The 13,075-nt window shown below is 67.6% G+C and carries 14 protein-coding genes; 6 read left to right on the forward strand and 8 right to left on the reverse strand.

Annotation, left to right across the window (positions count from 1 at the left end):
• The first annotated feature begins 61 nt into the window (after nucleotides 1-61).
• Nucleotides 62-3,073, forward strand: a complete 3,012-nt coding sequence (gene uvrB / locus IAI54_RS10110) for an excinuclease ABC subunit UvrB (RefSeq protein ID WP_187972218.1) — start codon at nucleotides 62-64, stop codon at nucleotides 3,071-3,073.
• 101 nt (nucleotides 3,074-3,174) lie between these two features.
• Here uvrB and IAI54_RS10115 read toward each other — a convergent pair whose 3' ends face one another.
• On the reverse strand, nucleotides 3,175-3,534 hold the full coding sequence (locus tag IAI54_RS10115) for a hypothetical protein (protein ID WP_187972219.1): 360 nt from the start codon (nucleotides 3,532-3,534) through the stop codon (nucleotides 3,175-3,177).
• Nucleotides 3,535-3,808: 274 nt separating this feature from the next.
• On the opposite strand from IAI54_RS10115, the gene IAI54_RS10120 reads away from it, so the two are divergent.
• Nucleotides 3,809-4,414, forward strand: coding sequence for a DUF922 domain-containing Zn-dependent protease (locus IAI54_RS10120; protein ID WP_187972220.1), 606 nt, complete (start codon nucleotides 3,809-3,811; stop codon nucleotides 4,412-4,414).
• A 1,184-nt stretch (nucleotides 4,415-5,598) separates the two neighbouring features.
• Here the strand turns inward: IAI54_RS10120 and IAI54_RS10125 are convergent.
• The 5 genes from IAI54_RS10125 to IAI54_RS10140 form a co-directional block, all read right to left on the reverse strand.
• Nucleotides 5,599-5,874: a hypothetical protein gene (locus tag IAI54_RS10125; RefSeq protein WP_420838272.1), complete on the reverse strand. Its 276-nt coding sequence runs from the start codon at nucleotides 5,872-5,874 to the stop codon at nucleotides 5,599-5,601.
• Between the two features lie 91 nt (nucleotides 5,875-5,965).
• A complete protein-coding gene (gene rpsU / locus IAI54_RS10130) occupies nucleotides 5,966-6,235 on the reverse strand; it encodes a 30S ribosomal protein S21 (protein ID WP_126697886.1) in 270 nt (89 codons plus the stop codon).
• Nucleotides 6,236-6,295: 60 nt separating this feature from the next.
• Nucleotides 6,296-6,427, reverse strand: coding sequence for a hypothetical protein (locus IAI54_RS29130; protein ID WP_275403607.1), 132 nt, complete (start codon nucleotides 6,425-6,427; stop codon nucleotides 6,296-6,298).
• A gap of 693 nt (nucleotides 6,428-7,120) precedes the next feature.
• Entirely contained in the window at nucleotides 7,121-7,336 is a 216-nt protein-coding gene (locus IAI54_RS10135; RefSeq protein ID WP_187972221.1) for a hypothetical protein, read from the reverse strand.
• A gap of 304 nt (nucleotides 7,337-7,640) precedes the next feature.
• The gene (locus IAI54_RS10140; RefSeq protein WP_187972222.1) at nucleotides 7,641-7,880 is read right to left on the reverse strand and encodes a hypothetical protein; all 240 of its coding nucleotides are present in this window, start codon (nucleotides 7,878-7,880) and stop codon (nucleotides 7,641-7,643) included.
• Nucleotides 7,881-8,233: 353 nt separating this feature from the next.
• Here IAI54_RS10140 and IAI54_RS10145 point away from each other — a divergent pair, with 353 nt between their 5' ends.
• Both IAI54_RS10145 and IAI54_RS10150 read left to right on the forward strand, forming a co-directional pair.
• Nucleotides 8,234-8,446, forward strand: a complete 213-nt coding sequence (locus IAI54_RS10145; protein WP_187972223.1) for a cold-shock protein — start codon at nucleotides 8,234-8,236, stop codon at nucleotides 8,444-8,446.
• 832 nt (nucleotides 8,447-9,278) lie between these two features.
• On the forward strand, nucleotides 9,279-9,686 hold the full coding sequence (locus IAI54_RS10150) for a BA14K family protein (protein ID WP_187972224.1): 408 nt from the start codon (nucleotides 9,279-9,281) through the stop codon (nucleotides 9,684-9,686).
• 55 nt (nucleotides 9,687-9,741) lie between these two features.
• Here IAI54_RS10150 and IAI54_RS10155 read toward each other — a convergent pair whose 3' ends face one another.
• Both IAI54_RS10155 and IAI54_RS10160 read right to left on the reverse strand, forming a co-directional pair.
• Nucleotides 9,742-10,383, reverse strand: coding sequence for an MBL fold metallo-hydrolase (locus IAI54_RS10155; RefSeq protein ID WP_187972225.1), 642 nt, complete (start codon nucleotides 10,381-10,383; stop codon nucleotides 9,742-9,744).
• A gap of 288 nt (nucleotides 10,384-10,671) precedes the next feature.
• On the reverse strand, nucleotides 10,672-11,565 hold the full coding sequence (locus IAI54_RS10160) for a branched-chain amino acid aminotransferase (protein WP_187972226.1): 894 nt from the start codon (nucleotides 11,563-11,565) through the stop codon (nucleotides 10,672-10,674).
• A gap of 241 nt (nucleotides 11,566-11,806) precedes the next feature.
• Here IAI54_RS10160 and IAI54_RS10165 point away from each other — a divergent pair, with 241 nt between their 5' ends.
• Both IAI54_RS10165 and IAI54_RS10170 read left to right on the forward strand, forming a co-directional pair.
• Entirely contained in the window at nucleotides 11,807-12,352 is a 546-nt protein-coding gene (locus tag IAI54_RS10165; RefSeq protein WP_187973103.1) for a MarR family winged helix-turn-helix transcriptional regulator, read from the forward strand.
• The gene (locus IAI54_RS10170) at nucleotides 12,342-13,046 is read left to right on the forward strand and encodes a response regulator (RefSeq protein ID WP_187972227.1); all 705 of its coding nucleotides are present in this window, start codon (nucleotides 12,342-12,344) and stop codon (nucleotides 13,044-13,046) included. Before IAI54_RS10165 ends, IAI54_RS10170 begins: the two co-directional genes overlap by 11 nt.
• Nucleotides 13,047-13,075 lie beyond the last annotated feature (29 nt).

The raw sequence follows: 13,075 nt of genomic DNA on the forward strand, positions 1-13,075 counted from the left end.
CCTGCACGTTGCGTCCGGCGTCGCCCTTTCCATTTCGGGTGACTCTCTCCATATTCGACACATGGCCCGATCTCCCGAAAAGAAGCGCCCTCTGCGGGCGGAGCGCGACGCGTCCGCCGCAAAGCGGCGCAGCCCCATCCTCGACTTCATGGACGCTTCCGAGCCGCTGGAGCCGCAGGGCTTCGGCGAGGCGCCGCAGGCCGGGCTGTCCGGCATGCCGCTGAGCGGCTCGGTCTCCGACTGGGCGCGCGAGATGGAGCGCGCCGCAGAGGAGGAGTTGCGGGCCTCCGAGATGCGCGCGATCCGCTCGAAGGCAGGCAAGCACCGGGTGCAGGTGGCGATCGACGCGGAGAAGGAGGCTGCCGGCATGGCGGAGCCGGAGGTCGCGCGCAAGTCCGGCAAGAAGATCCCCGAGCGGTCCGCCGCGCCCACCAGGACCGCGCGCGGCACCTCGATGGGCGGGGCTGCGACGGCCAGGGAGCGGGCGGCCGCCGGCCTGAACCCGGTCGCCGGCATGGACATCTCGCTCGAGGACGCCGCCTCGCTGTCGAACAGCGGCGTGACGGCGACCGTGAAGGCGCTGTCGGACCTGATCGAGAGCGGCAATCCGCTGCACAAGAACGGCCAGCTGTGGACGCCGCACCGGCCGGCGCGGCCGGAGAAGTCGGAAGGCGGCATCGAGATCGTCATGAAGGCGGAGTTCCAGCCGGCCGGCGACCAGCCGGCGGCGATCCGCGACCTCGTTTCGGGCGTGAAGGAGAACGAGCGCACCCAGGTGCTGCTCGGCGTCACCGGTTCGGGCAAGACCTTCACGATGGCCAAGGTGATCGAGGAGACGCAGCGCCCTGCCCTCATCCTCGCCCCCAACAAGACGCTGGCGGCGCAGCTCTACGGGGAGTTCAAGCAGTTCTTCCCGGACAACGCGGTCGAGTATTTCGTCTCCTATTATGACTACTACCAGCCCGAGGCCTACGTGCCGCGCACCGACACCTTCATCGAGAAGGAATCGTCGATCAACGAGCAGATCGACCGCATGCGCCATTCGGCCACCCGCTCGCTGCTGGAGCGCGACGACGTCATCATCGTCGCCTCGGTGTCGTGCATCTACGGTATCGGCTCGGTCGAGACCTATACGGCCATGACCTTCCAGATGCAGGTCGGCGACCGGCTCGACCAGCGCCAGCTGCTCGCCGACCTCGTCGCCCAGCAGTACAAGCGCCAGGACATCAACTTCGTGCGCGGCTCGTTCCGGGTGCGCGGCGACACGATCGAGATCTTCCCCGCCCATCTGGAGGACCGCGCCTGGCGCATCACGCTGTTCGGCGACGAGATCGAGAGCATCACCGAGTTCGACCCGCTGACCGGCGGCAAGACCGGGGACCTGAAGAGCGTCAAGATCTACGCCAACTCGCACTACGTGACGCCGCGCCCGACCTTGAATCAGGCCATCAAGTCGATCAAGGAGGAGTTGCAGCACCGGCTGCACGAGCTTGAAAAGGCTGGACGACTGCTGGAGGCGCAGCGGCTGGAGCAGCGCACGCGCTTCGATCTGGAGATGCTGGAGGCGACAGGGTCCTGCGCCGGCATCGAGAACTATTCGCGCTATCTCACCGGCCGGGCACCAGGCGAACCGCCGCCGACGCTGTTCGAATACATTCCCGACGACGCCATCGTCTTCATCGACGAGAGCCACGTCACCGTGCCGCAGATCGGCGGCATGTATCGCGGCGACTTCCGCCGCAAGGCGACGCTGGCCGAATACGGTTTCCGCCTGCCCTCCTGCATGGACAACCGGCCGCTGCGCTTCGAGGAGTGGGACGCGATGCGGCCGCTGACCGTCGCCGTCTCCGCCACCCCCGGCAACTGGGAAATGGAGGCCGCCGGCGGCGTCTTCGCCGAGCAGGTGATCCGCCCGACCGGGCTGATCGACCCGCCGGTGGAGGTGCGCCCCGCCAAGAGCCAGGTCGACGACGTGCTGGGCGAGATCCGCGAGACGACGCGCAAGGGCTACCGCACGCTCTGCACCGTGCTGACCAAGCGCATGGCCGAGGACCTCACCGAATATCTGCACGAGCAGGGCATTCGCGTGCGCTACATGCATTCCGACATCGACACGCTGGAGCGCATCGAGATCCTGCGCGACCTGCGCCTCGGTGCCTTCGACGTGCTGGTCGGCATCAACCTGCTGCGCGAGGGTCTCGACATTCCCGAATGCGGCTTCGTGGCCATCCTCGACGCCGACAAGGAAGGCTTCCTGCGTTCGGAGACCTCGCTCATCCAGACCATCGGCCGCGCCGCCCGCAACGTCGACGGCAAGGTCATCCTCTATGCCGACCAGATCACCGGCTCGATGGACCGCGCGATGGCCGAGACGACGCGCCGCCGCGAGAAACAGCTGGCCTGGAACGCCGAGCACGGCATAACGCCCGAGAGCGTGAAGAGCCGCATCGCCGACATCCTCGATTCGGTCTACGAGAAGGACCACGTCCGCGCCGACATTTCGGGCTTCACCGAGAGCGGCAAGGACAATCTCGTCGGCAACAATCTCAAGGCACATCTCGAGCACCTGGAGAAGGCGATGCGCAACGCCGCCGCCGACCTCGACTTCGAGACAGCAGCCCGCCTGCGCGACGAGATCAAGCGCCTGCGCGAGACCGAACTCGCCGTGCTCGACGACCCGATGGCGCGCGACACCGGCGTGGAGAACACGCAGGCGAGCCGCAAGGCGAAGGCGCAGGGCAAGCCGACCGGTCCGGCCGGCAAGGCGGGCCAGATCGGCAAGGAAAAGCCCGCCGGCCTGTTCGCCAAACCGACGCTCGACGAAATGGGCACCTCGGGCGACCACGCGACGCCGGCCGGCGCCGTCGACCGCTCGCTGTTCCGCAAGAACACGCTGGACGAGATGACCGTGCGCCGCACGGAAAAGCCGGTGGAGGGGGTCAAGCCGCCCAAGCCCCTCGAAGACCCGCGCCCGCTGGTGCGCGGCAAGGTCGGCGCGGGGTCCTACGAGGATCCGGCCGACGAGAAACGGCAGAAGCGGCGGCCGGGCAAGACGGGGCGGCCGGGGCGGTAGCGGGACCGCGCAAGCCTGTGCCGCAGGCGCGGTCGTCCCGTGCGCCGGACGCCCCGACGGGCATCGCGGCGCACAGGCATCGCAGCGTCAGCGGCCGGGAGTCAGCACTTTCCGAACGACTTCTGGACGATCATGTTGCCGGCGACGCTGACGGTCACGGTCAGGCCGGTGGGGATGCCGAAGGTCGTGCAGATGTGGATGCAGGCCTGGGCCGCCGTGCCGTTGGGGATGAAGCCCGGGACCGGCAGGCAGACGCTGCCGAAACCGAGCGGCAGGTTGAGACAGACCTGACCGTTGCTGACCGTGACCGAGATGCAGCCGCCGGCGAGCGCCAGATGTCCGTCGTCGGCGACGGCGGCGGCCGGACCGGCCTTCTGCAGGCTGGCGACGTCGTGGAAGCTACGCGCCGCATCGAGTGCCGCCGCGATCTGCTTGGAGTCGAATTCCGGGTAACTGGCCATCACCATGCTCCTTCGTCGTTGTCATGCGGCCGGACAGCTTCCTCAGGTTGCACTCTTCCGAAACGCAACCAATAATAGCATTAATCCGCGCTTTCTATCAACGACTGTATTTGCGGGGATGGAATTCTATTCTTAATTGCAGATCAGGCGGGCGGATGAACGGCAGCCTCGGATTCGCAGGCAGACCTGGCCGCAGCCCGGACCAGGTGGCGCTTGCGTGCCGGATGAGACGCGTCTACGCACCGGACGGCAGAAAAACGACGGGAACGGCGCCATGAAGATGATGCTTCGCCTCGCCCGAGCGCTCGCACCGGTGTTCCTCCTCCCGTTACCGGCCATCGCCGCGGACTGGACGGCGGTGGAGAAGACGGAGACCTATGCGGTGACCGGCACGACCGGGATGGAACTCTACGCCTCGATCGGCGCGAAAGGGCCGCTGCTGTCGGGGGGAACGCGGGCGATCGCCTATACGACCTTCGACCTCAAGTGGTCGCGCGACTACCGGCCGCAGCCGGACGGATCCTGCTCGCTGGTGTCGGGCAAGCCCTGGCTGACGATCACCTACCGCCTGCCGAAGCCTTCACAGAAGCTGTCGGCGCCGCTGGCGGCGAACTGGAAGCGCTTCATCACCGGCATGACCGCGCACGAGAAGGTGCATGGCGACCATATCAAGGAAATGGTCGATCGCATCATCGCAACGACGGTAGGGGTAAACGTGCCGGAAGATCCCGGCTGCAGGAAGATCAGGCAGCAATTGCAGACGCCGCTCGGCGAAGCCTCGCTGGAGCAGCGCGCACGCTCCAACGCCTTCGACCGCGAGGAGATGAGCCCCGGCGGGAATGTCCACCGGCTGATCCTGGACCTGGTCAACGGGGGATAGGCCCGGTCCCGGCGCGTACCCGGCGGCATGAGCCGGGGCGGAGCAGAAGAATCTGCAGCGCGTTCGGCAGCGCCGGTTCCCGGAACGACCGCGGGCCGGGCGGGAGACGCGAAGCAACGGGTGAAGCTCTGGATCCCGGATACGCGGCCTCTCGCTGCGCTCGACGCCGTTCCGGGATGACGAAGCGGAGGGGCGGCGGCTCCTGACCGTCCTCATCCGGCGCGAAGCGGAGCGGAGCGAAGCGGAGGGGCGGCGCCCCTCTCACCGTCGTCATCCCGGGCGAAGCCGGAGCGAAGCGGCTCTTGACCGTCGTCATCCGGCGCGAAGCGGAGGGGCGGCGCCCCTCTCACCGTCGTCATCCCGGGCGAAGCCGGAGCGGAGCGGCTTTTTCACCGTCGTCATCCCGGGCGAAGCCGGAGCGAAGCGGAGGCGCAGACCCGGGATCCATGCCTCGGCGGTCATCGAAAGGCGGGACGGCGCGGACGACGCACCGGTCCTTCTCCATCGTCCCGCCCGACGGCAGACGGCGAGGCATGGATCCCGGATACGTCGTCCTTCGCTGCGCTCGGACGCCGTTCCGGGATGACGAAGCGGAGGGGCGGCGGCTCTTGACCGTCGTCATCCGGGGCGAAGCCGGAGCGAAGCGGAGGGGCGGCGCCCCTCTCACCGTCGTCATCCCGGGCGAAGCCGGAGCGAAGCGGAGGCGCAGACCCGGGATCCATGCCTCGGACGTCGTCGAGAGGCGGGATGGCGCGGACGACGCACCGGTCCTTCTCCATCGTCCCGGTCGACGGCAGACGGCGAGGCATGGATCCCGGATACGTCGTCCTTCGCTGCGCTCGGACGCCGTTCCGGGATGACGAAGCGGAGGGGCGGCGGCTCTTGACCGTCGTCATCCGGCGCGAAGCGGAGGGGCGGCGCCCCTCTCACCGTCGTCATCCCGGGCGAAGCCGGAGCGGAGCGGCTTTTTCACCGTCGTCATCCCGGGCGAAGCCGGAGCGCAGCGGAGGCGCAGACCCGGGATCCATGCCTCGGACGTCGTCGAAAGGCGGGACGGCGCGGACGACGCACCGGTCCTTCCGGCGCCGTGCGGGAGCGGAGGCGGTCTCCGGGCCTGCCGCCTTGCCCGCGTCATTCCGGAAGACGAGCCGCGCGAAGCGTTGAGCGTCCGGGATATCGGTGTATCAGCGCGGCCGCTGGGTGATCGCGCGGCGCGGCGCGGGCTTCGTCGCGGGCGCCTTCCTGGCAACCGGCTTCTTCACGGGTGCGGCGGTCTCGCCGCGCGCCTCGGCCTCCGCCTCCTGCTCCAGCCGCAGCTTGCGCAGGCGCTCGGTCTTCTTCTCGCGCGCCGAGACTTCGGCGTCGATGATGGCGCGCGACGCATTGGTGGTGGTGTCGGACTTGCTGCTGCGGCCGGCTTCCGTCGGCTTGAACAGCTTTTCCTTTGTCATGGAGGCCATTCCTGTCTCCTTTCCGTCTGGGGAACGGGCGCCCGGAAGGAGCGCCACGGTGCGAGCGTGCCGCGCGCATGGTCGCGCGGCCGCTCAGCGATCAGTAGCGGGGCGTGGAAGGGGCCGCGCCCGGACGGGCGGCGAAGACCTTCTTCTTCGGCGCCGGGAGGAGACCCTCGCGCTGCGCCTGCTTGCGGGCGGCCTTGCGGCTGCGGCGGACGGCTTCGGCCTTCTCGCGGACGCGCTTCTCGGACGGCTTCTCATAAGAGCGGCGCGCCTTCATTTCGCGAAAGACGCCTTCGCGCTGCATCTTCTTCTTCAGCACCCGAAGGGCCTGATCCACGTTGTTGTCGCGTACGAGTACCTGCAAGGGATATCCTGTCCTTTTGTCCTGATCGTCGGTTGGTCGCGCCGGCGGACCGGCGGTTCTTCACTTCTTCTTGGCGGCCGCTTCGTTGGCCTGCTTCACCTGCGCGCCGAAGGGGGTCGGGGCGGGTGCCGCCTTCTTGTCCTTCTTCGGCTTGCGAACTTCCTTGTTGCTGCGCAACTGGCCTTTGGCCATCTCATGTCCCCTTTCGTTACCGTCATGAACGCCACGGATAGCAACCCGCCGGCCACTGTGAGCCGGGTGCGGGCCGCGATTCGCCTGTCCGTCCCGTCCTCCTGCGGACACATTCCGATGCCGAACGGCGACCGGCCGCAGGATGCCGATCACGGAAACTGGATGAACGCACGACGCGGCCGTACGGCCGTGCCACGCTCACGGTACGCGCGACCGGACCTCCGTTTCGACCCTCCGGAAAAACAAAAAGCGGGGCCGTGCCCCGCTTCCGGTTCGCGATCCGGCGCGTGACCGCCGTCGGGAGGCTGCCAGTACATCCGTGGTCAGTTCCCTCGGCGGTCGTCCGGTTCAGCGGCGGCCCGCCCTCGGGCAGACCCTTCCGCTCACCGGCGAGGAACCACTCGCCCCCAGTTCAGAGGAGGCATTTCCGGCTGCAGGTCATCCTGCGCCCGAAAAGCGGTTTCTCGCTTGCTTCCAATATGGGGCAGTTCGGCCCATGTTGCAAGCCGGAAAGCGATCTTAACCGGCAAGCCGCAGTTTCGTGGCTTTTCCCGGCCTGAACTCCCTCATGCCGGAGACATCCAGGATCGGTCCGGCAACAGGTATCTGTTCATTGCCGAGACTTCGGAGGCGGCGTCCCGCGTCTCTCCCATTGTCCGGACCCGTCCCGCCCCCGATCGAACGGGCGGCGCCTCACCCCTCGAGGCCGGCGCGCACGAGATCGAGCGGCTGGCGCGGACCTCGGCGCCACGCGACGAGGATGCGCTCCTCGACGGCTGCCCGGCGTCGGCGTTCGCGTGCCGCAATGCCGAGTTCGTTGCAGACGGCGTCGACGACCGGCCGGATGTCGTCCGCGAGAACTTCCGTGCCTTTGGTCTTGGTCTGGCCGTCTTCGTGAAGAAGATTCATGATGACCGGCCTCCTCTGTTGACGCCCGGCGGTTCAGCCGCGATCGCGACGGAACACATGCCCACTCGCCGACAGTGTAGCGCAATCGCGCGAAAGCGACAGGCCCTTTCCATCACACTTTGCCGCAGAACCGTTACCCGCGCTTCCACCGCGTGATGGTGCAGTGCACGAATGACAGGAACCGACCCGCCGCACCGGGCGAACCGGCAGCAGCCGCGCGGGCTTGCATCGCGCCCGCTGCGCGGTCATGCTTTCCGCCATGATCGCCGCAGCCGCACTCGCAACCCTCGCTTCTGTCCTCGCTTCAGTGCCCACCGGCGGAGCGTCCGCGCTGGAGGATGGGCATCGACCGGTTCTCGTCGGCGGCTGCCATTCCGACGTTCAGCGGCACCATGTGCCGGCGTTTCGCGAGACGCTGCGCCACCGTCACCTGCCGGGCGACTGCCGCCCGGTACCGGCACGCGAAAAAATCGTCCCGCTCGACTGTCATCGCGACGTGCAGCGTCACTTCGTGCCCGGTCTCGGCGTCGTCCTTCACCGCCACGTGGGCCAGGACTGCAGCATCCGGCGGGTCACCCGGTCGAGCGAACCCGGGTCCCGGTTGCCGTAAGTCGGCTCAGACCGGCCGCCGGCCGGACGATCGGCACGATAAGTCGCTGTTAGTTTTCAGAATTACTTTCGCTCCCGATCCCGTGAACGACGACTCGTCTTGCCAATCGCCGATTTTCGTGCAACGTTCCGAACTGTTCGGGTTATGTGCAGGCCCGGAGACTGGAACGTTAGAGGACGACCTTTCCCCGAAAGTGTGAACACTCGACGCGAACGCTGACCCGGACCGGCTCCGTGGCCAACGCCTGGCGCCGATCCTTCGATCCACGACGGGAAGAGGAGTTTCCCATGCCCCAGACGGGCACTGTCAAGTTCTTCAACAACGAAAAAGGCTTCGGCTTCATCAAGCCGGACGGCGGCGCGAAGGACGTTTTCGTCCACATTTCGGCCGTTCAGGCGTCGGGCATGGGATCGCTGGCCGAAGGTCAGAAGGTGACGTTCGACACCGAGCCGGATCGCATGGGCAAGGGGCCGAAGGCGGTCAACCTTCGTCCCGCGTAGGCGCGCGCCGGAAGAACACGACGGACGCAAACATGGCGCAGGCTCGGGCCTGCGCCCGGGAACCGTATCGTCTTCAGCACCTGCACGGCCGCGCCTCGACGCGCGGCCACAAATCTTGCCCGGCCGTCCGGACAATCGATCACCGGTCGTCGTCCCCTGATCGCCCTCCCTGCTATGATGCACCTGCCGCCGGGACGTCTCCCGCCGCGGCAGCATGCGCCGCGGAGCGGAGGGCTCGCCGGCGGGTGGCGGCAGACGCTCCTCGGCACACGGTGCGGCGGACATCGGGGGTCTCGTCGCGGCGGCAACTTGACGGAACAGGGCAAGGCCCGCGGCCTGGGTGGCCGGAAAGGTCAGGTTCTTCGACGAGAGCACGGGCTTGGCTCCATCCCTCCCGACGATGGCGGCAAGTACGTCTTCGTCCACATGCCAGCGCTACGGGACTTCGGCGCCCGACGGCATCGAGGACCGCAAGACCGCTTTCTTCGCCCCCTGCCCGGCAGGCGCGGCTGACGGCATGTCTCCCCGCGGGCAGGCGTCGGCTTCGGGCTGGAGACTTGCGCGGAAACGAAGACCTGAAGCCTGCGGAGCGTTTCCGAGGGATCGCCACATGTCTCGGAGGCCCGGAGCGATCAACCTGCCGGTCGCGCGAGGGCGAGGCATGCGAGGCGCCGGGCCGGCGGCACGGATGCGACGGCAGGCGTTCCGGCCCCTCCCGGAAGACACCCGAACGGCAGGTGACCGGCTCATTCAGCCAGCATTCAGCAACCCCCTTCTAGATCTCCCGTCATCGCCGGCCACCAGAGGGGCCGGCAGACCCAAGGAGATCACGATGAACCGTCTCGCCCGAACCCTCGTCCTGTCGGCCGCCGCGGCCGCCGCCACCCTCGTTCCGGTCCTGGAAGCGAGCGCGGGCGAGCGCTGGCGCGAGCAGCGGCCGCGTCACCCGCAGCATCATCACCGTCACGACGCCACCGCCGATCTGGTGGCGGCCGGCGTGCTCGGGCTGGCCATCGGGATCATCGCCGCCACCGCGATCGACGACGCACCGGCGGACTACGGCACGGACGACTATCCGCCGGCACCCTACGATGACTATTCCATCGCCTATGAGGGTCAGATCGAGCCCTGGACCCGCGACTGGTACCGCTATTGCGCGGCCCGTTACCGGTCCTTCGATCCGCAGACGGGCACGTTCCGCGGCTATGACGGATACGACCATTTCTGCGTGGCCGACTGAAGCCGGGCCGGGCGGCCTGCCGGTCGCCCGGCTCGCGGCCGCGTGCGGCTCCAGCCTATCGCAGGAAGGGATTCGTACGCCGCTCCTCGCCGATCCGTCCGCCGGGCCCGTGCCCGCAGATGAAGCCGACGTCGTCGCCGAGGGGGAAGAGCTTGTTCCTGATCGACGCGATGAGCTGGTCGTGGTTGCCGCCCGGCAGGTCGGTCCTGCCGATCGACCCGGCGAACAGGACGTCGCCGACATGGGCGAACCGGGCCGCGCGGTTGAAATAGACGACGTGCCCGGGCGCGTGACCCGGGCAGTGCAGCACCTCGAAGACGTGCCCCCCGAAGGAGACGGTCTCGCCTTCCGTCAGGAAGCGGTCGGGCGTGCAGTTGCGCACGGCTCCGCCGAGACCGAACATCTGCGCCTGGCTTTCGAGATTGGCCAGCAGCGGGGTATCGTCGGCATGCGGCCCGAGGATCTCGACACCGAGCGCCTCCTTCAGCTCCATCGCCCCGCCGGCATGATCGATGTGGCCATGCGTCAGCCAGATCGCCTTCACGTCGAGCCCGTTCTCCGAGATGGCCGAGAGGATGCGGTCGACGTCCCCGCCGGGATCGACGACGACAGCGGTCTTGTCGTCGGCGTCGAACAGGATCGTGCAGTTCTGCTGGAAGGGCGTGACGGGAACGATCCCGGCGTTGAGCTGTCCCATGGCGTTTCCTTCTGTCGCGTTCGCCCCGACATAGGCGGGAGGGGCGGAGGCGTCCACAGGGAAATGGGGGGATGAGGGTGTCGCGCCGGGCTCCCCTCCCCCCTTGCGGGGGTCCGAAGGACGGGCGGGACGGGTGGCTCGCCCCTGCGGGGCCGGGGGTGGGGGTCGGGGCGAAGGTGCGAACCGGCGATGGCTCGGCTCGGGCAAGGGTCTTTTCTTGCCTTCCGGGTGTCGCAACCACCCCCTTAACCCCTCCCCGCAAGGGGAGGGGAATCGCGTCTGTCGACGCTACTCCGCGGCCAGCGCCCGGCGGGGCTGCACTTCGGCCGAATAGTCTTCCATCAGCGTCCTGGCGATCTCGCCGACGACGAAGTTGTAGGGTCCGATCTCCGAAACCGGCGTCACTTCGGCGGCCGTGCCGGTGAGGAAGCACTGCTCGAAGCCTTCCAGTTCCTCGGGCATGATCGCCCGCTCGATCACCTCGAGATTGCGGCGCTTCGCCAGGTCGATGACCGTGCGGCGCGTGATGCCGTCCAGGAAGCAGTCGGGCTTGGGCGTGTGCAGCTTGCCGTCCTTGACGAAGAAGACGTTGGCGCCGGTCGCCTCGGCCACCTGGCCGCGCCAGTCGAGCATCATGGCATCGGCGTAGCCCTTGGCCTCGGCCGCGTGCTTGGAGATGGTGCAGATCATGTAGAGGCCGGCGGCCTTGGATTTCGACGGCGCCGTGCGCGGATCGGGCCGGCGGTACTCGGCCAGATCGAGGCGGATGCCCTTGAGCTTCTGCGCCGGATCGAAATAGCTCGGCCACTGCCAGATGGCGATGGCGCAGTTGATGCGGTTGTTCTGCGCCGAGACGCCCATCATCTCCGAACCGCGCCAGGCGATCGGCCGGACATAGGCATCGGTGAAGCCCTGCTTCTTCAGCAGCGTGCGGCAGGCGTCGTCGATCTCGGCGACCGAATAGGGAATCTTGAAGCCGAGGATGCGGGCCGATTCGTGCAGCCGCTCGGTGTGCTCGGTGAGCTTGAAGATCTCGCCGCCATAGGCCCGCTCGCCCTCGAACACCGCGCTGGCGTAGTGCAGGCCGTGCGTCAGCACGTGGATCTTCGCATCCGCCCACTTCACGAATTCGCCGTTCATCCAGATGTAGCCGTCGAGCTGATCGAAGGGAACGGATGCCATGCTGACCTCCCGCGGGCCGCAGCCCGCCTATCGTTGGAACAATGACCCATATGGCCCGGCCGCTCCTGCGGCGGGGAGCATTCTTGCCGATCGAGGGAAAAAAGCAAACCGTCGGACCCGCCGCCACGACGCTCCAGACTTGCCTTTTCGTTCGCAATCTGCCGAAAAGCTTGATGAAAATTACCAGTGGGCCGGAGATATGTCAACATGGCTGACATATTTTTCGGAAAACGGAGTCGACATGAAGGAGAACGTTCCGGGCGACGGCGGCCCCATTCGCGCAGCGCTCGTCGCGCGCGAGGGGCTGGAACTCGACCTGATCGAGCTCTTCTTCTTCGCCTATCGCGACTTCACGTCGGATCCCGACCAGATCCTGTCCACCGACGGCTTCGGCCGCGCCCATCACCGCGTCCTCCACTTCGTCAACCGGATGCCGGGGCTGACGGTGGCCGAACTCCTGGACGTTCTGAAGATCACCAAGCAGAGCCTGGCGCGCGTTCTCAAGCAGCTGATCGATACCGGCCACGTCGTCCAGATCCAGGGGCCGAAGGATCGCCGCCAGCGCGAACTCTATCCGACGCAGAAAGGCCGCGCCCTGGCGCTTGCCCTCGCCTTGCCACAGTCGCGTCGCATTCGTTCCGCTCTGCAGGAGACCGGACCGGAGGAACGCGCCGTCGTCGGCCGGTTCCTGAAGGCGATGGTGAACCCGGAGCTGCGTGCGCAGATCGATCGGCTGCCGCACGGCGATGCGCCGGTGGTCGAGGGAGAAGCGAACGATGGTCGATGACATGGTGGTTCCCTCGGACGACGCGCCGCATCTGCTGGTGGTCGACGACGACACGCGTATCCGGACCCTCCTGATGCAGTTTCTGTCGTCCAACGGATTCCGCGTCACGGTCGCCGCCACCGCAGCGGAGGCGCGGCGCAAGCTCGAGGGACTGGACTTCGATCTCATCGTGCTCGACGTGATGATGCCGGGCGAAAGCGGCGTCGACCTCACCCGCTCGCTGCGCGAGCGCAAGGAAGTGCCCATCCTGATGCTGACCGCGCTGTCGGAGACCGACAGCCGCATCGCCGGCCTGGAAGCGGGCGCCGACGACTACCTGCCGAAGCCCTTCGATCCGCGCGAGCTCATCCTGCGCATCAACAACATCCTGCGCCGCGGCGGTCCGCCGCAGACGCCGAAGGCCGAGCAGATCGTCTTCGGGCCCTACACCTTCCAGATCGCCCGCCGCGAGCTGAAGAACGCCGGCGAGGCGATCAAGCTGACCGATCGCGAGCAGGACATCCTGGCGATCTTCGCCGAGCGTCCGGGCGAGACGATTCCCCGCCACGAACTGGTGAGCGGGGACGCCGAGGTCGGCGAGCGCACCATCGACGTGCAGATCAACCGGCTGCGCCGCAAGATCGAGCGCGACCCGGCCAATCCGGTCTGGCTGCAGACCGTGCGCGGCGTCGGCTATCGCCTCAGCGTCGAATAGGCGCGGCCGGCGCTCCGGCCGGTTCCGTC

Source organism: Aquibium microcysteis (assembly GCF_014495845.1).
GTDB classification, from domain to species: Bacteria; Pseudomonadota; Alphaproteobacteria; order Rhizobiales; family Rhizobiaceae; genus Aquibium; species Aquibium microcysteis.